We start from the raw sequence: 20,161 nt of genomic DNA, 5'->3' as shown, positions 1-20,161 counted from the left end.
GCCTGAGATCAGATCTCAGGCCGCTTCCGTCTGTCCGGTGTCCGCGTTCAGCGCTCCAGCCATCGCAGCGGGATGTCGATGACCACCTCGGTGCCCTCACCCTCGCTGCCACGCCACTCGATCGACCCGCCGAGCTCCCCCTGGATGAGCGTGCGGATGATCTGCGTGCCGAGGCCCTGACCGACGCGCCCCTCCGGCAACCCGTGGCCGGTGTCGCGCACGGTGACGCGGAGGTTGTCCTCGGTGCGCTGGGCGTCGATGGTCACCGAGCCCTCCTGACCCGCGAGCCCGTGCTCCACTGCGTTCGTGACGACCTCCGTCAGCGCGAGGGCGAGCGGCGTGGCGTACTCGCTCGGCAGCACCCCGAAGCGCCCCGTCGACTGCGTACGAGCCCGGGTGTTCGGCGCGGACGCCACCTCTGCGACCAGCTTGAGGACCCGATCGAACACCTCGTCGAAGTCCACCTTCTGGGTGAGTCCCTGGGCCAGCGTGTCGTGCACGACGGCGATCGCGTCGACCCGGCGCATGGCCTGCGTGAGCGCGTCTCGGGCCTCGTCGGAGTGCGTGCGACGCGCCTGGATCCGTAGCAGCGACGCCACGGTCTGCAGGTTGTTCTTCACCCGGTGGTGGATCTCCCGGATGGTCGCGTCCTTCGTGATCAGCTCCTGCTCCTGATGCCGCAGTTCCGAGACATCGCGGCAGAGCACGATCGCGCCGATGCGGGTGCCGTGGTCCTTCAGCGGGATCGCGCGCAACGAGACGGTCACACCGCGCGCCTCGATGTCGGTGCGCCACGGTGCGCGGCCGGTGACGACGACCGGCAGCGACTCGTCGACCTGCCGCGAGGGCGGTACCAGCCGGGTCGTGACCTCCGCGAGCGATTCCCCCTCGAGCTCGTCGTCGAATCCCATGCGGTTGAACGCCGAGAGCGCGTTCGGGCTCGCGAAGGTGGTGATCCCGTCGACGTCGATGCGGATCAGGCCGTCGGACGCACGCGGCGCTCCGCGACGGGGTGAGGTCGGTGCGGCCGGGTCGGGGAAGCTGCCGTCCGCGATCATGCGGAACAGGTCGTTCGCGCACTCGTCGAACGTGATCTGCTGCCGCGACGGCGTGCGGACCTCGCCGAGGTTGGTGTGGCGGGTCACGACCCCGATGACGGAGGGCGCCACGTCGTCGCCGCGGCGGGTGATCACGATCGGAACCGCCCGCACGCGCGTGGGCGTCTCCTCGAACCAATCCGGCGAGGAGGAGTCCACGATCTCCGCCGACTCGAAAGCGCCCTGGACCTGCGTGCGCCACTGCGGACGAACACGCTCGCCGACGATGTCCCGGTAGAACAGCGTCGCCGCGCCGCTCGGACGGGCGTGGGCGACGGCGATGAAGGACCCGTCCTCCGTCTGGATCCACAGCACGATGTCCGCGGAGGCCAGGTCGGCGAGAAGCTGACCGTCACCGGCAAGACGGTGCAGCCACTCGATGTCGTCGTCGGTCAGAAGGCCCTGGGTCTGGGCGAGGTCGCTGAGGGTTGACACCTACCCAGCCTAGGGCCGCACCGCCTCAGAGGATGGCCAGCGACGTCGCCCGCCATCGTCGATCGAGCCCTTCGAGTCGCACCGCGACCGCCCTGGTCCGCCCGGGACCTGCCACGACGACGACCGCTTCGATCACGCCGTCGACCGGCTCCGTGACCCGGAGCGAACGGATCACGAACGTCGGTCGCGCCGGCGGCACACCCCGCGCGCTCCTCGCCCGTGCCGCCAGGTTCGAACGCACGACCAGACTCCGGTACGCGTCCTCGCTGAACCATCGCGCGAGCTGATCGATCTCCCGCACACCGGCGAGCACTTCCAGGACGCCGTGCGTGAGACGGCGCAGCAGCGGTGCGGGATCGGGAAGCTGACGCGTGGGCGTCGGCTGCGGGGCGAAGTACTCGTGAAGCATCATGGCGAACTCTCCGGTCGGCGGACGAACGGCGACAGTCGAGCACGCGCGAGCACCCGCGCGGGGGCGATCAGCGGAACTATGTGGATAACTCGTACATCCGACCCGCGCTCCCCCTACGCTCTGTCGGGTGCACTGGGACCGCCTCTTCGACGACCTCGAGAGCCAGCTCGCCTCGGAGTGGGAGGCGGAGCGCGCCGCGCTGGATGCGGAGTCCGAGCGGCTCCGCATCTCCCGACTCGACCTGCACTCGCGTCTCCGGCAGCTCTGCGCCGCCGACGCCGACGCGGTCGTCGACCTGGCGGACGGCCACCGGCTTCCGGTGACGCTCCGATCCCTCGGCGTCGACTGGATCGCAGCGGTCTCGCGGGTACCGCAGGAGGCGAGGGCTGCCGCGTCGGCCCTGCTGATTCCCCTCCCCGCGATCACGGGTCTCGCCGTCGACCACGGCGCCATGCTCTCCAGCCTCGACGAGCATCGGCCCGCCGAGCGCACCCTCCGCGAGCGTATGCCGATCGGCTTCGTGCTGCGCGACCTCGCGCGACGACGCGTACCCGTCCACCTGACCACACGACACGGAGACGACGTGCACGGCACGATCGATCGCGCCGCCGCCGATCACCTCGATCTGGCGCTGCACGACACCGGGGAGTCGCGGCGAGCCGCTGCGGTGCGCGGGTTCCGCATCGTCCCGTACGCGGCGCTCGTCGTCGTGCGCTTCTCCGGCGATCAGCGCGTGTGAGCCGCGGACGTTCCCCACACCTCGGGGAAGCTCGCGGTCTGCGACTGACGCCACAGCGCCATCCTGCGTGCCTCTTCCGACTGCTCGGCGAGGTACCCCTCGATGCTGGCCTCCTCCACGCGCCAGCGCGCGGGCGAACCCAGTTGCGCGCCGCGCAGTCGCCCCTCGTGGATGAGGCCGATCACCTCGGCCACGTCGATACTCAGGAGCTCCGCGACCTGCGCGGGAGCGAGGAACTGCGGTGCGGGGGTCGGAGCGGGTGTCATACCCACATTCTGGTCGAGGGGCCACCGACGGAGGCGGGTGTCCCGCGTATGTGGATAACTCCGCGAGCCCTCTCCGCGGTTCTGTGACGATATCGCCATGGCTTCCCACTCGCGTCCGCGCCCGGCTTTCCGCGCCGACCTGCGCTTCCTGGTCGGCATCGCCCTCGTCGTCATCTCGATCGCCGGGGTATGGCTGCTCGTCGCGGCATCCGACCGGACCGAACCGCTCCTGCAGGCGCGGCGGACCATCGCGCGCGGCGAGGTTCTCACCGCTGACGACTTCGAGGTGGCCCAGGTCAGCATCGGCGCACTCACGGATCGGTACGTGGGTCCAGGTCGGCTCGAGCCGGGGCAGATCGCGCGGCGCACCCTCACGAAGGGCGAGCTGCTCCCCCGGTCCGCGGTGGCCGACGAGAAGGACGACCGCACCACCACCGTCGTGATCGAGACCACGACCGCGATCCCCGATTCGATCGGCCCCGGCGCCGACGTCGAGGTGTGGCAGGCACCCGCGAGAGACGACGGCAGGACGTTCGACGCCCCGCGCGTCCTCGTCGGCGACGCGGTGGTGCGGACGGTCCTCGAAGACGACGGCATGCTGGCGGAGAGCGGCACGAAGGTGGAGATCGTCGTCGACCGGACCGACGTCGCCGACGTGCTCGCGGCCGCCACCGGGGGCGCCGCGCTCTCCGTGATCCCTGTCGGTGCCGGATCGTGATGGTCCTGGTCGCGCTCCCGAAGGATCGGGCGGACCAGCTCGCGGCCGAGCTCCTCCTGGAAGGAGTGGACGCGGTCGCCATCGATGGTCCGTCGAGCGTTCGCGAGCATCTTCACGCCGGCGTGGATGCGGTGATCGTTCCCGCCTCGCGCGACGCGCTGACTCCGGACCTGATCGCCGCATGTGACCGGGCGGGTGTCCGTATCGTGGCGCTCGGCGATTCCGACAGTCGTCTCCTGGCACGACTCGGCCTTCCGTCGGCGCTGCGCACGGATGCCCCCGGCTGGGAGGTGGCGGCAGCGCTCCACGCGGAGGCCTCGCCCGCCGTCGCCGAGACGCCTCGGAGCGCCTCCCCGAGGATCATCGCGGTCTGGGGGCCCCAGGGAGCTCCCGGCCGCTCGACGGTCGCGATCCAGTTGGCCGTGGAGCTGGCGCGCACGGGCCGCCGCACAGCGCTGCTGGATGCGGACACGGTCGCTCCCTCGCTCGCGCTTCTCCTCGGGCTCGGCGACGACGCCCCGGGAATCGCCGCTGCCTGCCGCCGCGCGGAGACCGGGGCACTCGACAGCGCCGAGCTCGCCAGGCTGGCGGCACGCGTCGGCGCGGGCGGTGTGGAGTTCGACGTGCTGTGCGGCATCAATCGTCCGACTCGCTGGCCCGAACTCTCGGCGCATCGACTCCACGTCCTCCTCGCGGCCTGCCGGGAGTGGGCGGAGGAGACGGTGGTCGACGTGGCAGCCGCGGTCGACGCCGACGACGAGGCGACCTACGATCTGGTCGGCCCTCGCCGCCACGCGGCAACCGCGGCGACCCTCGCCGAAGCCGACCGGATCGTGGCCGTCGCGGCCGCCGACCCGGTCGGCATCAGCCGCTTCCTCCGAGACCACGCCGAGGTCCGCCGACTCGTCGGCTCCACGCCCATCACGGTGGTGGTCAACGCCGTACGCCCCGGGCCGCTCGGCATCGATGCCCGGGGACAGGTCCGCCGGACTCTCGAACGGTTCGCCGGGATCACCGACATCGTCTTCCTGCCGTTCGACCAGCGCGCGGCAGACGCGGCCCTGCTGCATGCGCGGCCCATGGCCGACCTCACACCGCGTTCCGCCCTCGTCGCGGGGGTGCGTCGACTCGCGCTGTCGCTCTCCCCCGCGCCCGCCGTCGCCGCGCCTACTGGCGGTAGCTCGAGAGGAAGTTCCCCAGTCGCTCGACGGCTTCGCTCAGCACTCGCGGCTCTGGCAGGGTCACCAACCGCAGGTGATCGGGGTTCGGCCAGTTGAATCCGGTGCCCTGCACGACCAGGATGTGCTCCGACACCAGCAGGTCGTACACCAGCTTCGCGTCGTCACGGATCTCATGCACCTCGGGGTCGAGACGCGGGAAGGCGTACAGCGCCCCCTGGGGCTTCACGCACGTCACCCCCGGGATCGCCTCCAGGCCTTCCCATGCGATGTCCCGCTGCTCGTGCAGGCGACCGGTCGGCGCGATCAGCGCATCGATCGACTGCACCCCGGAGAGCGCCGCCTGCACGGCGTGCTGCGCGGGCACGTTCGGGCACAGCCGGGTCGACGCCAGCAGTGTGATGCCCTCGATGAAGCCCTTCGCATGGTCCTGCGGCCCCGTGATCACCATCCACCCCGAGCGGTAGCCCGCCACGCGATACGTCTTCGAGAGCCCGTTGAACGTGAGGCACAGCAGGTCGGGCGCGAGGGTCGCCGTGGGGATGTGCACCGCATCGTCGAACAGGATGCGGTCGTAGATCTCGTCCGACAGAATGAGCAGCTGATGCTCCCTGGCGATCTGCACCAGGCCCTCCAGCACCGCGCGCGAGTACACGACACCGGTCGGGTTGTTCGGGTTGATGATGACCATGGCTTTGGTCCGCGGCGTGATCTTGGACCGGAGATCTTCCAGATCGGGCTGCCAGCCGTCGTTCTCATCGCACACGTAGTGCACCGGCGTGCCACCCGCGAGGCTGGTCATGGCGGTCCACAGCGGATAGTCGGGCGTCGGGATCAGCACCTCGTCGCCCTCGTCGAGCAGCGCCTGCATGGTCATGGTGATGAGCTCGGACACGCCGTTGCCGAGGTACACGTCGTCGGGGTCGAACCGCGGGAAGCCCTCGACCTGCTCGTACCGGCTCACCACGGCGCGTCGCGCGGAGATGATGCCCTTGCTGTCGCTGTAGCCGTGCGCCGTGGGAAGGGCTGCCAGCATGTCGTGCACGATCTGATGCGGGGCGTCGAAGCCGAAGATCGCGGGGTTGCCCGTGTTCAGCTTGAGGATCCGGTGGCCCTCTGCCTCCAGTCGCGCCGCCTCGACGAGGGCGTTTCCGCGAATCTCGTACAGGACGTTCTTGAGCTTCGACGACTGGTCGAAGGTGCGCGATGGTGTCATCGATCAAGCCTACAGGGACGAAAGGAGGGCCAATCCGCACGGACTGGCCCTCCTCTCACCCTGCTCGGGTCACTTCTTCTTCTTGCCCTGCGCCCGACGCTGCTCGCGGTTGCCGGCGGCCGGTGCGGGGGCCTCGGTGCGCTGGCCGAACGCGCCGCGCGGCGCCTCCTCCTCGGGGGCGGACGGGGGTGTCTGCGCCCGTGCGGCCGCCTGACGCAGACGGTCGGTCGCCGCCTGCTGCACCTGCCCGCGGTCGTTGCGCACCTCGACCTCGCCGGCGTCGTTCGCGGCGGAGTACTCCAGTCGCTGCTCGCCCCCGTCGGTGGCGAGGCCCTTCGCCTCGACCTCCGCGGTCTGCGCATCGCCGACGCGGCGCACCTCGACCTCGAGGTTGTAGAGGTAGCCGACGGACTCCTCCTTGATCTGCCCCATCATCGACTGGAACATCGCGTACCCCTCGCGCTGGTACTCGATGAGCGGGTCGCGCTGGGCCATGGCGCGCAGGCCAATGCCGTCCTTCAGGTAGTCCATCTCGTAGAGGTGGTCGCGCCAGCGGCGGTCGAGCACCTGCAGCACCACACGGCGCTCCAGCTCACGCGTGGCGGCCTCGCCCAGCGACTCCTCGCGCTTCTCGTACGCGATCTTCGCGTCGGACAGCAGCTCGCGCGTGAGACCCTCCGCGGTGATCCCGCCCTTGCGGCCCGCAGCCTCCGACACGACCTCGTCGATGGTCACTCCGACCGGATAGAGCGTCTTGAGCTCGGTCCACAGCGCGTCGAAGTCCCAGCTCTCGTTGTGACCCTCGCCGGTGTGGTCGCGCACGACGCCGCTGATCGCGTCCTCGATGAAGTGCTGCACCCGGTCGGCGATGTCGTCGCCCTGCAGGATGTGGCGACGGTCGGCGTAGATCGCCTCGCGCTGCCGGTTCAGCACGTCGTCGTACTTGAGGACGTTCTTGCGCATCTCGGCGTTGCGCGCCTCGACCTGCGACTGGGCGCTGCGGATCGCGCGGGAGACCAGGCCGGACTCGATCGGCACGTCGTCGGGGAAGTTGGTGCGGGCCAAGATCGCCTCGGCGGCGCCGGACTGGAACAGGCGCATGAGGTCGTCGGTCAGGCTGAGGTAGAACCGGCTCTCGCCCGGGTCGCCCTGACGACCGGAACGACCGCGGAGCTGGTTGTCGATACGACGGGACTCATGCCGCTCCGTGCCGAGGACGTACAGTCCCCCGGCCTCGATGACCTTGGTGGCCTCCTCCGCGACCACGGCCTTCATGGCCTCGTAGGTCTCGTCCCACGCGACCTCGTACTCGTCGGGGGTCTCGACCGGGTCGAGGCCCTTGGACTTCAGTTCCTGCACCGCGAGGAACTCGGCGTTGCCGCCGAGCATGATGTCGGTACCGCGACCGGCCATGTTCGTGGCGACGGTGACGGCCCCCAGGCGGCCGGCGCGCGCGACGATCTCGGCCTCACGCGCGTGGTTCTTCGCGTTCAGGACCTCGTGCTTGATGCCCTTCTTGGCCAGCAGCCGCGAGAGGTACTCGCTCTTCTCGACGCTGACCGTGCCGACGAGCACGGGCTGGCCGGCGGCGTGCCGCTCCGCGATGTCCTCGACGACCTGGGCGAACTTCGCCGTCTCGTTCTTGTAGACGAGGTCGGACTGGTCCTTACGGATCATCGGCCGGTTGGTCGGGATCGGGATGACGCCGAGCTTGTAGGTGGACATGAACTCCGCGGCCTCGGTCTCGGCCGTACCGGTCATGCCGGCCAGCTTCTCGTAGAGGCGGAAGTAGTTCTGCAGGGTGACCGTCGCGAGCGTCTGGTTCTCGGCCTTGACGGGCACGCCCTCCTTGGCCTCGATCGCCTGGTGGATGCCCTCGTTGTAACGGCGGCCGACGAGGATGCGTCCGGTGTGCTCGTCGACGATCATGACCTCGTCGTTCATCACGACGTAGTCGGTGTCGCGCTTGAACAGGGCGAGCGCCTTGATCGAGTTGTTGAGGAACGAGATCAACGGGGTGTTCGCCGACTCGTAGAGGTTGTCGATGCCGAGGTAGTCCTCGACCTTCTCGATGCCCGGCTCGAGCACACCGACCGTGCGCTTCTTCTCGTCGACCTCGTAGTCCACACCGGCCTCGAGCGTGCGGGCGATCTTGGCGAACTCCGCGAACCAGCGGTTCGCCTCCCCCGAGGAGGGTCCGGAGATGATGAGCGGCGTCCGGGCCTCGTCGATGAGGATCGAGTCGACCTCGTCGACGATCGCGAAGAAGTGCTCGCGCTGGACGAGGTCTTCCTTGCGCCAGGCCATGTTGTCGCGCAGATAGTCGAAGCCGAACTCGTTGTTCGTGCCGTAGGTGATGTCGGCGGCGTACTGCTCGCGACGCACCGCCGGAGTCTGCCCGGAGACGATGATGCCGGTGGTCATGCCGAGGGCGCGGTAAACGCGTCCCATCAGCTCGGCCTGGTAGTTCGCGAGGAAGTCGTTCACGGTGATCACGTGCACGCCCTTGCCGGCGATGGCGTTGAGGTAGGCCGGGAAGGTCGCAACCAGGGTCTTGCCCTCACCGGTCTTCATCTCGGCGATGTTGCCGAGGTGGAGCGCCGCGCCACCCATGATCTGCACGTCGTAGGCGCGCATGCCCAGGGTCCGCTTGGCCGCCTCGCGCACTGCCGCGAAGGCCTCCGGCATGAGCTGGTCGAGGGTCTCCCCCTTCTCGTACCGCGCGCGGAGCTCCGCCGTCTCGTTGCGGAGCTCGTCGTCCGTGAGCTCCGAGATGTCGTCTTCCAGGGCGTTCACGGCCTTGACCACCTGATTGAGGCGACGGATGATGCGTCCTTCACCGGCGCGCAGCAGCTTCTCAAGAGGATTGGCCACGGATGTCTCTCCCTGTCATTGGGTCCTTGCCGGCCGCCGAGAGGCGATCGCCAGGCATACTTTGCCATGTTACCGGTCTGTGACCTGCGCGTCGCCTGCACGGCATATCGTGCCGCGCCGCGGCGGTGTTGCCGAGTATGCATATACTCGGCATGCTTCCGTCCGTCACGCAGAGGAGTCCGGCCATGTCCGTCCGCCACAGCCTGCTCGCCATCCTCGATCAGGGCGCCTGCTACGGGTACCAGCTCCGTCACGAGTTCGCCCGTCGAACGGGGTCGACCTGGACCCTGAACGTGGGACAGATCTACAACACGCTCGAACGACTCGAGCGCGACGGCATGGTGCAGCGGGGCGACGCCGACGAGCACGGCCACGTGTACTGGCGGATCACGCCGGACGGATCGGCCGAGGTGGCCCGCTGGCTGTCCGACCCCGTCGAGCGGATCCAACCGGCGCGCGAAGAGCTCGCCGTCAAGGTCGCGATGGCGGCGACGCTCCCCGGGGTCGACGCCGCCGACGTCATCCGCGCGCAGCGCGCGTCCTCTGAGCGCCGACTCGCGGCTCTGCGCGACGCCGCCTTCACCGGTCACGACGCCGACAGCGCGGAGGCTCTGGCCTGGTCGCTCGTGACCGACTCCATGATCTTCGCGGCCGAGGCCGAGGTGCGGTGGCTGGAGCACACCGAGCGCCGTCTCGCCGCACACCCGCATCCTCAGCTCGCGCTCGGTCTCGCGACCGAGCGGCCCAAGCGCGGCCGCCCCGCCGGAGCCGCGCAGCAGCGTCGGCCCGAACCCGTCGCCTGAGACCGCCGCGGTCGTACGGCACGTTCGCCTGGAGCGGATGCTCAGCCCGCGCGGTCACCGGGGAAACTAGGATCGCCTCATGGCTGGATTTTGGGGTAGACGCAAACGCGAACAGGAAGAACTCGCCGCTCAGGACGCCGACCTCGCACGGCGCGCCGAGCAGGCCCTCGTCGGAGCCGACGAGCGCATCCGCACCACCGCCGATGAGCTCGTGTTCGCCGAGGCCGAGCTGGGCGAGTCCCTGACCGCCGACCTCAAGGCCGCCCTGACCTCCGTGCGCACGCACCTGCGCGAGGCGTTCCAGCTTCATCAGCTCAACCACGACGAGATCCCCGACACCGCCGAGGAGCTGCGCACCCGCAACGCGCGCATCCTGCAGCTGTGCGACTGGGCCGAAGACCTCCTGGACGAGAAGACGACCGTCCTCGCGGAGTCGGTCGCGAAGGTGCGCCGCGCACCCCAGATCATCGCCCAGGTGCGCGCCGACGCCGAGGCCCTCGCCGCGCGGATCCCCCAGACGGACGAGACGGTCTCCCGTCTCTCCGCGCGCTACGCCGACTCGGCGATGCACCAGATCACGGCGAGCGCCGCCGAGGCGCAGCAGCTGATCCGCTTCGCCACCCACAGCGCCGACATCTCCGAGCGACGCCGCGAGGCCAAGCAGAACGAGGAAGCCAACCTCGCCCTCGAGACCGCGACCGAGGCGACACGGCGAGCCGCCGCACTGCTGGACGCGGTCGAGGACTTCGAGATCGAAGCTCTCCGCGCCGAGTCCACCCTCGCCGAGGTCATCGCCGACTCCCGCGGCGACCTGATCGCCGCCCGCAACGCCCCCGCGGTGCCCGCGGTCGCCGAGGCGGTGGCGGCGCTGCAGGCCGCGCTCGCCTCGCTGACCCCGGCCGGCCAGCCGAATGATCCGTTCGCCGAGCTGTCGCGACTGCGCGAGGCCAACTCGGCGCTCGACGACGCCATCGCCAAGGCCAGGCACCGCGCCGAGAATCCGCTGCCGTCGCTCGCCCAGGTACAGCACGCGATCGACGACGCGGACCGTCAGCTGGGCGTGGCACGCGGCCTGATCGCCGGACACCGCGGCTGGATCGGGGCGGATGCGCGCACACGACTCGCCGAGGCCGAGCGCCTGCGCGTCGACCTGAGCGACCTCCTGCCGGCGGAGGACACCAGAGAGGCCGCGCTCGTGCAGGCGCGGCGGGTCGCGCACCTCGCCGCCGAGGCGCTGCAGCTCGCGCAGCGCGACATCGACTCCTCGCGCCCGCAGGACCAGGACTGGGGCGGCGGCGGCTGGGGCGGCGGTCCGCGCCGGGGTGGTGGCATGGGCGGCGGCGACCTCGCCTCCGGCATCCTCGGCGGACTCGTCATCGGCAGCATCCTCGACGGCATCTTCGACTGACGCACCCCTGACCACGCGAAACGGCCCGATCCGCGATGGATCGGGCCGTTCGTGCGTCTGCCGAGCTCAGGAGGCGAGTGCCTCCGCCGGCGGTGCCTGCGTGCTCAGCGCGATCACGCCGTAGTCCCAGCCCTTGCGGCGATACACCACGCTGGGATGGTCGGTGCGGGCATCGACGAAGAGGAAGAAGTCGTGCCCGACGAGCTCCATCCGGTCGACCGCCTCCTCCACGGTCATCCACTCCGCATCGAAGCTCTTGGTGCGGATGACGACGGGCGAGTACTCCTCTTCCTCGTCGTTCTGCACGGGGATGCTGCCGGTCGCGACGGCGTGCAGGACCTCGACCGAGGCCGGCTGCACGTCGATGCCCTCGAGCGATCCGCTGCCCTTCTCGAAGTGCGGGCCGCGCGGGTGCTGGCGTCCGTCGACGCGCTTCTCCTTCGCGCGGCGCAACTGCTCCGTCATCTTGTCGACCGCGAGATCCAGCGCGACGAACTTGTCGCCGTCGACCGCCTCGGCCCGGACCACGGGACCCTTGCCGATGAGCGTCAGCTCGACCGTCTCATCGGGAACGCGCCCGTTTCGATACACGCGGTGGGTGACCTTGACGTCCAGACGTTGCGCCTTGGCTGCGAGAGTCTCGATCTTGGCGATCTTCTCTTCGACGACGGTGCGGAAGCGATCGGTGATACCCACCCCGACGCCGACGATACTCGTTTCCATTGCTGCCTCCTTGTCCCGGTCCTCCCGGCCAAGGGCGGACCGTGGTCGCCTTGTGACACCCCACCGTAGTCCGACCGGCGACGGAAGTCACGGGTGTCGGCCCTGTGTCCCCGGTGAGTCTCCGATGAACCTCATCCGGATACCGCGTTCGTCGGCGTGGCGGCGAGCGCGACCAGCGCGATCACCTCATACCCGGCCTCCTCGAGCGCCCGCGCGGCCTCGTCCAGGGTCGCTCCGGTGGTGACCACGTCGTCCACCACGACGACCGCCGCGCCGCGCCCGTCCGCGACGGCACGCATCGCGGCGCGGACGTTGTCGCGCCGCTCCATCGCGCCGAGGCTGCGCTGGTCGTGCGCCGCCCTGGTCCAGCGCAACGCCCGCGTGGGGCTCGCCCCGGCCCGCCGCACCAGCAGATCGGGCACCCGGAAGCCGCGGCGCCGGAACGCACGGCGCGACGTCGGCACCGGCACGACGAGGGCTCCGTGGCTCACCGCGGGCCCGAGCACGGCAGCCAGCGCGGACCCCAGCGGGCGCGCGAGGAGGGTCTCGCCCTCGTCTTTGAGGCGGCGCAGGCATCGCGCCGCCACGCCCTGATAGGTCAGCGCCACGTGGACGTTCCGACCCTCGGGCGTGCGCACCGCCCGCGGGTCGGGGATCAGCTCGGCTCGACAGACGTCGCACAGCAGCGTGCCGGGCAGGCCGCACCCGCCGCAGACCGCCGACAGCAGCAGCGCGGCCGCCTCGAGCACGACGGAACGGAGGGCGGAGGGCACGGGCATGCCTTCATGGTGTCTCCGGGCCCGCTCCGCGGCGGTCGTCGCGAGCACGACCCGCGGGCCGCACCGCGAGATCCGTCACCGTGGAGGAGAGGTCACTCCCCCGCCCGGGTCGCCAGGACCGTGATGCCCTCCGTGACCTCGCGCCACGCCGATCCCGCGTGCGCGTACAACTGACCGGCGGCACCGAGGATCCGCACACCAGCGGGCGTGCGCGCGCCGGAGATCGAGATCGCATCGACCGGCGCCGTCTCGGACGACCCCGGCCCGCCCACGGCCTGCAGCACAAGCCGCGGACTGCTGGGAGAGGCCAGCACGGCGAGCCGGTCGGGCCCGAGCCACACGAGCCCGGTGGACGGCTCCGGGAGCTGGAACAGCTGCACGAGGTCGCCGAGCTCGGTCGGCACGCCCGCCGAGTCGCGCACGATCGCCGCCACCACGACCCACCGCTGCCCGCCGACCACGATCACCGCGGCGACCCGGGCACCGTCCGCCGACACGCGCAGGTCGGAGATGGAGGAGGCGCTCGGCCAGGCGTTCGCCACGGCGTGCGGGGCCGCATCACTCCCCGAGGCCTGCACCGCCTGGGGATCACCCTCCGGGACGGACCACGCGTAGCCGAAGGGGTCGAGAGACGGCTCGACCAGACCGGCGCGCGCGTCCAACTCATCGCGTCCGGACTTCGCCACCCGGTACACGTGACCGTCGTCGAGCTGCACGACCGCGTAGGAGTCGTCGATGCCGACGTCGATCGCCAGGATCGGCTGCGGGATCGCGACGATCTGCTCGCTGATGTCCGGGATCGGGGAGATCTCGTCGCCGACGATCCGCCCGAACTCGCCGTTCCGCAGGACGAGCGTCCCGACGTCCGCCGGGGTGCCTGCGAGCTCGACCACCCCCGCGTCGAGGGACCTGCCGTCGACGCTGAAGCGCACCTGCGTGACGTTCACCCCGGCGGCCTTCAGCGTGGACTGCAACTGCGTGCGCATGCGGGCAAGCGTGGTCTGGTCCAGTCCGGACGCCGGACGCGTCAGAGCGACCTGAGCCACCTGTCCCGTGATCGGCACCGCGTCCTGCGCCAACTGCACGTCGGCGGCGAACGCGGTCTGCACGGCCGGGTCCAGCCACTCCGACGGCGTTCCGCTCACGAGCGCCTGCGTGACGGTCGTCGCCGGGCTCTGGCGTCGGGGGAACCACCGCATGTCCGGCACGAGGCGCGACCACGAGGAGTCGAACCACTGCAGCGGATACCCCTCGAACACCTTCGGGAACCGCGCCTCATCGATCACGATGCCGTCGGGCGCCTGGGTGATGCGCCACTCGCCGTCGTCCATGCGCTCCAGCGCGAAGGGGACGCTGGAGTCGCCGGGCGCGCCGCTGTAGGCACCCGCCCCGTCGACGCTCGCCACCAGGTCGAGCTGCACCTGCACCTCGGCGGTGTCCGCCTGTTCCACCTCGTCCTCCGGCACCGTGGACGACAGCGTCCGCGCCTCGGGGCCGACGTCGATCGACACGCCCGCCGACGGTGCCCAGCTGCGCTGCAGCGCCGGGGCGAGGAACTCGCGCGCCGTGTCCCAGTTGTCCGACGTCGTGATCCCGGCCTCCAGGAAGCCCTCGACGATCTCCTCCGGACCGGCTCCGGCGATGGGACCGGAGGCGACGGGGAGGACGTCCACATCCTGCGGCGACTCGCCGAGCTTGAGACCCACCGCGACATCGCCGCTCGTGGGCAGACCGGCGCAGGCGGGGAGGAGCAGCGCCACGATGCCCAGGGCGGCGGCGAGCGCGAGACGTCGCGACCTGCGTGCACTCACGGTTCCTCCCTCCCCTCGAGCAGCTCCGAGTACATCTCCGCGATCGAGATCGGCTGCGTCGCGTCGCCCAGTTCCGCCAGCGGCTCCTGAGGCTCCACCGGGACCGGGCTCGGCCCGTCGAGAACACCGTCGTGGCGAGGGATGGTCAGCACGAAGTTCGACCCGACGCCCAACTCGGACCACACCGCGAGCGTACCGCCGTGCAGGGTGGCGTCGCCCAAAGCGATCGACAGTCCGAGCCCCGTGCCACCGATCGTGCGCTGCCGGGAGGGATCGGCGCGCCAGAACCGGTCGAACACGCGCTCGGCGTCGGCCGGGTCCATGCCGAGGCCGAAATCGCGTACACCCGCCGCCACCGCGTGCTGATTGCTGTCGACGGTGACCACGATCGGCCGGCCCTCGCCGTGCTCGATCGCGTTGCCGACCAGGTTGCGCAGCACTCGACGCACCCGGCGCGGATCCATGTCCACCGGCGAGTAGCCGCCCGGTGCGACGAGCCGCAGCTCCGAGCCGCGGCCGTCGGCGAGCGGCCGCATCTGCTCGATGACGTCTTCCGCGAGGTGCGCGAGGCTCGTCGCCTCGAGCTCCAGCTGCACGGACCCCGCGTCGTACCGGCTGATCTCCAGCAGGTCGGACAGCAGAGTCTCGAAGCGCTGCACCTGCGCGTGCAGCAGTTCGGTCGCCCTGGCGGTGGTCGCGTCGAACTCGTCACGGTGGTCGTTGAGCATGTCGGCGGCGAGACGGATCGTCGTCAGCGGCGTGCGGAGCTCGTGGGAGACGTCCGACACGAAGCGCTGCTGCACCATCGACAGCTCCCCGAGCTCCTTGATCTGCGCCTCGATGCTGTCGGCCATGGCGTTGAACGACCGGCCGAGGGTCGCGAGCTCATCCTCGCCGTGCACCTCCAGCCGCACGCCGAGGTCGCCCGCGGCGAGGCGCGCGCTGGTCTCCGCGGCCTGCACGATCGGCGTCGACACCGTCCGCAGCACGATCCACGAGATCGCGGCGACGATCGCCACCAGGCCGATCCCGGCGATCCACAGCGTGCGCTGCACGAACACCAGCGTCTGATCGGCATCGGCCAGGTCGTACGCGAAGTAGATCGCGAACGGGCCGGCCTCCGGCACCTGGAGCTGCTGCCCCACGATGATGCCGGGAACCTCTCCCCCGTCCTCGACCGGCAGCGCGACCGACTGCCACGCCTGGACGTAGTCGAGCTCCTCCACCCTCGTCTTCAGCTCGGGGCTGAGGAGGTTGGCGGTGAGGCCGGCCGTGAAGCCGTTCAGTCGCACCCCTCCCGGCTCATCCTCGATCTTGAACCCGGCCAGCTGATCGGCGCTGGACGTGCGCGCCAGCGTGTCGGGGATGCTGTTCCACAGGTCGGTGAGCGCCGCGGGGTCGTCGCCCACCTCGGCCACGTCGAGGATGCTCTGCGCCTGGTCGACCGCGCGGCGCGCGTCCTCCAGAGCGACGTTCTTGCGGGAGACGAACAGGTCGTTCTGGATCACGAGCGCCATGGTGACGCACGTGATGAAGATCGCCAGCGAGGTCGCGACCAGGGTGATCGCCAGGGTGCGGAACCGCAGCGACCGCCGCCACAGCGCCGAGATCACGGCCGGCCAGCCACGCCAGTCGCGCAGCACAGCGACGGCCGTGGTCGCTGTCGTCGCGGCCATCGTGCGCCTAGGCGACGCTGCCGGCGCGGTAGCCCACACCGCGCACGGTCATCACGATCTTCGGGTTGTCCGGGTCGAGCTCGACCTTCGCGCGCAGCCGCTGCACGTGCACGTTCACCAGTCTGGTGTCGGCCTTGTAGTGGTAGCCCCACACCTGCTCGAGCAGCATCTCGCGCGAGAACACCTGCTGCGGCTTGGAGGCGAGGGCCACGAGCAGCTGGAACTCCAGCGGCGTCAGGGCGATGGGCGTGGTTCCCCGGCGGACCTCGTGCGCGTCGACGTCGACCGTGAGGTCTCCGATGCGCAGCTGTTCGCTGGTGGTCTGCGGGGTCGGGCGCAGCCGGGTGCGGATGCGGGCGACCAGTTCCTTCGGGTTGAACGGCTTGACCATGTAGTCGTCTGCGCCCACTTCGAGGCCACGCACCACGTCCGCGGTGTCGCTGCGCGCCGTGAGCATGATGATCGGCACCCCGGACTCCGCCCGGATCCGCGTGCAGATCTCGATGCCGTCCATACCGGGGAGCATGAGGTCCAGCAGCACCAGGTCGGGACGCTGTGCGCGCCACTCGTCGACCGCGCGCGCGCCGTCCGCGCAGAAGACCGGCTCGAAGCCCTCCGTGCGCAGCACGATGCCGATCATCTCGGCGAGCGCCGTGTCGTCGTCGACCACGAGGATGCGTGAGGTCATAACTGTTACCTTATGGCACCGAGTACCGCCCTCCGCAGGTCTGCGCCTCACCGCGAGGATATGACACGATGGGAGCGCACGACGGAGGGAGGCCCGTGAGCGGCCAGACGTGGACCCCAGCCCCCAAGAAGGGGATCATCCCCCTTCATCCGCTGACGTTCGGCATGCTGCTCGGCAAGGCCTTCGCGGCGCTCCGCCACAACCCGAAGGTGCTGTTCGGGTTCGCCGTCGTGATCCAGTTCGTCGTCGTCATCGCGACCGCCGGTGTCATGGGTGTCGTGCTGTTCACCACCTTCACCCGCCTCGAGACGGTGTCTCCCTCGTCGCCCGACTTCGAGGCCGTGCTCGCCGGCACGATCGCCATCAACGTGATCGCCGGGCTGATCGTCGGGCTCGCGTCGATCGCCTTCACCGCGATGATGCAGGGCGTGGTGGCCGCCGACATCGGGTACGCCGCCGTCGGGCGGAAGGCCTCGCTGCGCATGCTCTGGCGCCGCATGCTCCCCGCGTTCTGGCGGCTCGCCGGCTTCGCATCGCTCTCGGTGCTCGCGATGTTCGGCGGCATCGCGATCGTCGTCGCCATCATCGGCGCACTCACCGCCGGCGGTCTGGGCGGCACGCCGGAGCTGATCGGCATCGTGATCATCGTGGTGGTCCTGCTGGCGATCGCCGCGATCCCCCTGACCATCTGGCTGACCACCAAGCTGCTTCTCGTCCCGTCGATCCTGGTGCTGGAGCGCGCGCGCTTCCGCGACGCGTTCGTGCGGTCGTGGCGTCTGACGCGCGGCCGGTTCTGGGTCGCGTTCGGAGTGACGTTCCTGATCAGCCTCATCATGGGGCTGGCGATGCAGGTGGTGAGCATCCCCACGGCGCTGGTGTCGTCGTTCCTCGGAACCGTGATCGCGCCGACCGGCGCCAGCGAGCCGAGTGCGGTGATCGGCTACGTCTTCGCCCTCCTCGCCCCGCAGGTGCTCCTGCTGATCCTGCAGGCGATCACGATCGTGGTGCAGAGCACGGGCGGTGTGCTGGTCTACCTCGACTGCCGCATGCGCTACGAGGGCCTGGACCAGACGCTCCTCTCCTATGTGGAGCGCCTCGACCTCGGTGCGAGTGAGGACCAGCTCGGCGACCCGTTCGTGGTGGACACCGCCCGCGCCGTCACCTCCGCCCCGCCGCCGCGTCAGGTTCCGGAGCACGTGATGATGACACAGGGGTACGGGTACCCCCAGGCCGCGCCGCAGCCGTATCCCTACGGTCCACCGCCGGCCGGGACGGCCCCGGGGTTCGGCGACGCGCCCTCCCCCGCGTACCCGCCGGCACCCGCGCCTGCGTCTCAGCCCGTGCCCGGGTTCCCGCCGGCACCCGCGTACCCGCCGGCACCCGCGCCGGCCTTCGCCCCCGCGCCCCCGCCCGCCCCGGCCCCGCGTCCCGCGGCTCCGGCGACGCCCGCTTCCGCGCCCGAGGGCGACGGCACGGCTCCCGGTGGCGGTGACCGCTCCGTATGATGCTCCGGTTCGACGAGGTCTTCATCCCCGACGGCGATGAAGCGCGCCGGTGGGCCGAGGAGGAGCTCGCCAACCCGCGCTACGCCGACGCCAAGCCGACCTGGTTCGATCTGCTCGCCCGCGACGTCGGACGGTTCCTCGCCGATCTGTTCAGCTCCGGCAACGGTCAGAGCGTCGGCCCCGTCGCACTCATCGCCGTGGTCCTGCTGATCGGGGCCGCCCTGATCACGGCCCTGCTCGTGTGGGGGCGCCCCCGGCGGTCCCGCGCGGTACGTCGCGGCCACGCGCACCTGCTGGGCGCCGACGACGACCGCACCGCCGCGCAGCTGCGCACCGATGCCGAGCGCAGCGCGCGCGACGGCGACTGGGACACGGCCGTGGTGCTGCGCTACCGGGCCATCGCGCGCAGCCTCCTCGAACGCGACCTCATCGACCCCGCGCCCGGCGCGACCGCGCAGGCCATCGCACGATCGGCGAGCCTCGTGTTCGCCGAGGAGTCCGACGCGATGCGCCGCGCCGCCGCCGCCTTCGACGATGTGCGCTACCTGCGCCACCCCGCCTCCGAGGAGACCTACCGCGAGCTCGCCGCGACCGACGACCGCCTGCGCGCGCGGCGACCGGAGGCGGTACCCGCATGACCCTCGTCACCCCGCAGGACGCCACGACGGCCGAGCGGCGCCCTCGCCGCACTGGCGCGATCGTGGGCTGGGCGCTCATCGGCATCCTCGTACTCGTCGTGGCCTATGCCGCCTCGCAGTTCGCCGCCAGCAGCCCCGGCGCTCGCGGTGCCCTCGACCCGGAGAGCCGCAGCGACACGGGGGCGCTCGCCCTCGCCGAGATCCTCCGCGACCGGGGCGTCGAGGTCGAGGTCGCCCGCAGCCGCGCCGAGGTCCGCGCGGCACTGGACGACGATGCCACGCTGGCCATGACCAACCCGTACACCCTGAGCGACGACGCGATCGCCGACCTCATCGCGCCGGCCGCACGCGTGGTCTTCCTCTCCACCGGCACGCACCTGCTCGGGGAACTGCGGATCGGCGAGCCCGCGCCGGGCAGCGTCTCCACCGCCGCGGCCGACTGCGCCGTGCCCGAGTTCGCCGAAGTGGGCACGATCCGGCCCGACCGCCTGTTCTCGCCCGCGAGCGGCGTCGACGCCTGCTTCGGCGACGACAGCGACGCGGCCGTGCTCGTGGACGACCGCGACGGCAACCGTCGCACGATCGTCGACGGCACCAAGCTGTTCAGCAACGCCTTCCTCGCCGAGAACGGCAACGCCGCCCTCGGCCTCGCGCTGCTCGGCCAGTCCGACCGCCTCGTCTGGTACGTCCCCTCCTTCCAGGACTCCGACGTCGAGGGCACCGCCGCACCGGACACGCTCGGCAGCCTCACGCCGGGCTGGGTCACCCCGGCCATCCTCCTGCTCCTCGCCGCCGGACTCGCGGTGGCGGTGGCGAGAGGGCGGCGCTTCGGCCCGCTCGTCGCCGAGACGCTGCCGGTCACCGTCCGGGCCTCGGAGACGATGCTCGGACGCGCCCGGCTCACCGCCAAGGCCGCCGACGCCCAGCACGCGGCCGAAGCGCTGCGCGAAGGGACCCGCCGACGGCTCGCCGTCCGGCTCGGGCTCGCCGTCCAGGCCGGAGCCGACGAGGTCGCCGACGCCGCCGCCGACCGGCTGCGGATCCCCCGCGGCACCCTGCAGGCGCTGCTCGCCGGAGCGCCACCCGCCGACGACGCCGCCCTGATCGCCCTCGCGCGCCAGCTCGACGAGCTCGAGACCGCCGTCGAGGACACGGCCCGCACCGCGCGGAGCGACGACGGATGACGCCCCGCCGC

At 70.9% G+C, this 20,161-nt stretch carries 18 protein-coding genes; 8 read left to right on the top strand and 10 right to left on the bottom strand.

What is annotated here, in order from left to right; all coding sequences use genetic code 11:
• Positions 1-47: 47 nt before the first annotated feature.
• Positions 48-1,532: a sensor histidine kinase gene (locus tag KZC56_RS11735; RefSeq protein WP_136032911.1), complete on the bottom strand. Its 1,485-nt coding sequence runs from the start codon at positions 1,530-1,532 to the stop codon at positions 48-50.
• Positions 1,533-1,557: 25 nt separating this feature from the next.
• A complete protein-coding gene (locus tag KZC56_RS17875; protein WP_136032908.1) occupies positions 1,558-1,944 on the bottom strand; it encodes an Rv3235 family protein in 387 nt (128 codons plus the stop codon).
• Positions 1,945-2,071: 127 nt separating this feature from the next.
• Here KZC56_RS17875 and KZC56_RS11725 point away from each other — a divergent pair, with 127 nt between their 5' ends.
• Positions 2,072-2,683 (top strand): hypothetical protein, encoded by a 612-nt coding sequence (locus KZC56_RS11725; protein WP_136032906.1) that lies wholly within the window; start codon positions 2,072-2,074, stop codon positions 2,681-2,683.
• Here the strand turns inward: KZC56_RS11725 and KZC56_RS11720 are convergent.
• On the bottom strand, positions 2,671-2,949 hold the full coding sequence (locus KZC56_RS11720) for a helix-turn-helix domain-containing protein (RefSeq protein ID WP_136032904.1): 279 nt from the start codon (positions 2,947-2,949) through the stop codon (positions 2,671-2,673). The genes KZC56_RS11725 and KZC56_RS11720 overlap by 13 nt on opposite strands.
• A gap of 97 nt (positions 2,950-3,046) precedes the next feature.
• On the opposite strand from KZC56_RS11720, the gene KZC56_RS11715 reads away from it, so the two are divergent.
• Both KZC56_RS11715 and KZC56_RS11710 read left to right on the top strand, forming a co-directional pair.
• Positions 3,047-3,667 (top strand): SAF domain-containing protein, encoded by a 621-nt coding sequence (locus tag KZC56_RS11715; RefSeq protein WP_206251465.1) that lies wholly within the window; start codon positions 3,047-3,049, stop codon positions 3,665-3,667.
• Positions 3,667-4,944 carry a CpaE/TadZ family protein gene (locus tag KZC56_RS11710; protein WP_136045627.1) on the top strand — a complete coding sequence of 426 codons (1,278 nt, stop codon included), beginning with the start codon at positions 3,667-3,669 and terminating at the stop codon, positions 4,942-4,944. Before KZC56_RS11715 ends, KZC56_RS11710 begins: the two co-directional genes overlap by 1 nt.
• Here the strand turns inward: KZC56_RS11710 and KZC56_RS11705 are convergent.
• On the bottom strand, positions 4,835-6,061 hold the full coding sequence (locus KZC56_RS11705) for a pyridoxal phosphate-dependent aminotransferase (protein WP_136035790.1): 1,227 nt from the start codon (positions 6,059-6,061) through the stop codon (positions 4,835-4,837). The genes KZC56_RS11710 and KZC56_RS11705 overlap by 110 nt on opposite strands.
• Before the next feature lie 69 nt (positions 6,062-6,130).
• Positions 6,131-8,935 carry a preprotein translocase subunit SecA gene (gene secA / locus KZC56_RS11700; RefSeq protein WP_136032896.1) on the bottom strand — a complete coding sequence of 935 codons (2,805 nt, stop codon included), beginning with the start codon at positions 8,933-8,935 and terminating at the stop codon, positions 6,131-6,133.
• A gap of 185 nt (positions 8,936-9,120) precedes the next feature.
• Here secA and KZC56_RS11695 point away from each other — a divergent pair, with 185 nt between their 5' ends.
• Complete coding sequence (locus tag KZC56_RS11695) at positions 9,121-9,738, top strand: PadR family transcriptional regulator (protein ID WP_136032894.1); 618 nt, start codon at positions 9,121-9,123, stop codon at positions 9,736-9,738.
• Positions 9,739-9,817: 79 nt separating this feature from the next.
• Positions 9,818-11,146, top strand: a complete 1,329-nt coding sequence (locus tag KZC56_RS11690; protein ID WP_136032893.1) for a coiled-coil domain-containing protein — start codon at positions 9,818-9,820, stop codon at positions 11,144-11,146.
• 66 nt (positions 11,147-11,212) lie between these two features.
• Here the strand turns inward: KZC56_RS11690 and hpf are convergent, their stop codons facing one another.
• The 5 genes from hpf to mtrA form a co-directional block, all read right to left on the bottom strand.
• The gene (hpf, locus tag KZC56_RS11685) at positions 11,213-11,869 is read right to left on the bottom strand and encodes a ribosome hibernation-promoting factor, HPF/YfiA family (protein ID WP_136032892.1); all 657 of its coding nucleotides are present in this window, start codon (positions 11,867-11,869) and stop codon (positions 11,213-11,215) included.
• Positions 11,870-12,000: 131 nt separating this feature from the next.
• On the bottom strand, positions 12,001-12,648 hold the full coding sequence (locus tag KZC56_RS11680; protein ID WP_247638613.1) for a ComF family protein: 648 nt from the start codon (positions 12,646-12,648) through the stop codon (positions 12,001-12,003).
• Positions 12,649-12,740: 92 nt separating this feature from the next.
• Positions 12,741-14,459, bottom strand: coding sequence for an LpqB family beta-propeller domain-containing protein (locus KZC56_RS11675; protein WP_247638612.1), 1,719 nt, complete (start codon positions 14,457-14,459; stop codon positions 12,741-12,743).
• Positions 14,456-16,135, bottom strand: a complete 1,680-nt coding sequence (gene mtrB / locus KZC56_RS11670; protein WP_136032890.1) for an MtrAB system histidine kinase MtrB — start codon at positions 16,133-16,135, stop codon at positions 14,456-14,458. Before mtrB ends, KZC56_RS11675 begins: the two co-directional genes overlap by 4 nt.
• A 7-nt stretch (positions 16,136-16,142) precedes the next feature.
• A complete protein-coding gene (mtrA, locus tag KZC56_RS11665; RefSeq protein WP_136032889.1) occupies positions 16,143-16,823 on the bottom strand; it encodes an MtrAB system response regulator MtrA in 681 nt (226 codons plus the stop codon).
• A gap of 95 nt (positions 16,824-16,918) precedes the next feature.
• Between mtrA and KZC56_RS11660 the strand changes: the two genes are divergently transcribed.
• From KZC56_RS11660 to KZC56_RS11650, 3 genes are read left to right on the top strand one after another with little or no spacing between them, the layout of a single operon-like run.
• On the top strand, positions 16,919-18,328 hold the full coding sequence (locus KZC56_RS11660) for a hypothetical protein (protein ID WP_247638611.1): 1,410 nt from the start codon (positions 16,919-16,921) through the stop codon (positions 18,326-18,328).
• Complete coding sequence (locus KZC56_RS11655) at positions 18,325-18,966, top strand: DUF4129 domain-containing protein (protein WP_247638610.1); 642 nt, start codon at positions 18,325-18,327, stop codon at positions 18,964-18,966. Before KZC56_RS11660 ends, KZC56_RS11655 begins: the two co-directional genes overlap by 4 nt.
• Positions 18,963-20,150, top strand: a complete 1,188-nt coding sequence (locus KZC56_RS11650) for a DUF4350 domain-containing protein (protein WP_247638609.1) — start codon at positions 18,963-18,965, stop codon at positions 20,148-20,150. The genes KZC56_RS11655 and KZC56_RS11650 overlap by 4 nt, the downstream gene beginning before the upstream one ends.
• Positions 20,151-20,161 lie beyond the last annotated feature (11 nt).

The organism is Microbacterium sufflavum (assembly GCF_023091155.1).
Lineage (GTDB): Bacteria > Actinomycetota > Actinomycetes > Actinomycetales > Microbacteriaceae > Microbacterium > Microbacterium sufflavum.
The sequence above is the reverse complement of the archived record's forward strand: the minus strand, read 5'-3'. Positions and strand labels throughout refer to the sequence as shown.

Bases quoted from the DNA above. Each gene is read 5' to 3' on its own strand.
- KZC56_RS17875 (WP_136032908.1), bottom strand. From the start codon at position 1,944: ATGATGCTTCACGAGTACTTCGCCCCGCAGCCGACGCCCACGCGTCAG.
- KZC56_RS11720 (WP_136032904.1), bottom strand. From the start codon at position 2,949: ATGACACCCGCTCCGACCCCCGCACCGCAGTTCCTCGCTCCCGCGCAG.
- KZC56_RS11715 (WP_206251465.1), top strand. From the start codon at position 3,047: ATGGCTTCCCACTCGCGTCCGCGCCCGGCTTTCCGCGCCGACCTGCGC.
- KZC56_RS11710 (WP_136045627.1), top strand. From the start codon at position 3,667: ATGGTCCTGGTCGCGCTCCCGAAGGATCGGGCGGACCAGCTCGCGGCC.
- KZC56_RS11705 (WP_136035790.1), bottom strand. From the start codon at position 6,061: ATGACACCATCGCGCACCTTCGACCAGTCGTCGAAGCTCAAGAACGTC.
- KZC56_RS11695 (WP_136032894.1), top strand. From the start codon at position 9,121: ATGTCCGTCCGCCACAGCCTGCTCGCCATCCTCGATCAGGGCGCCTGC.
- KZC56_RS11690 (WP_136032893.1), top strand. From the start codon at position 9,818: ATGGCTGGATTTTGGGGTAGACGCAAACGCGAACAGGAAGAACTCGCC.
- hpf (WP_136032892.1), bottom strand. From the start codon at position 11,869: ATGGAAACGAGTATCGTCGGCGTCGGGGTGGGTATCACCGATCGCTTC.
- KZC56_RS11680 (WP_247638613.1), bottom strand. From the start codon at position 12,648: ATGCCCGTGCCCTCCGCCCTCCGTTCCGTCGTGCTCGAGGCGGCCGCG.
- mtrB (WP_136032890.1), bottom strand. From the start codon at position 16,135: ATGGCCGCGACGACAGCGACCACGGCCGTCGCTGTGCTGCGCGACTGG.
- mtrA (WP_136032889.1), bottom strand. From the start codon at position 16,823: ATGACCTCACGCATCCTCGTGGTCGACGACGACACGGCGCTCGCCGAG.
- KZC56_RS11655 (WP_247638610.1), top strand. From the start codon at position 18,325: ATGATGCTCCGGTTCGACGAGGTCTTCATCCCCGACGGCGATGAAGCG.
- KZC56_RS11650 (WP_247638609.1), top strand. From the start codon at position 18,963: ATGACCCTCGTCACCCCGCAGGACGCCACGACGGCCGAGCGGCGCCCT.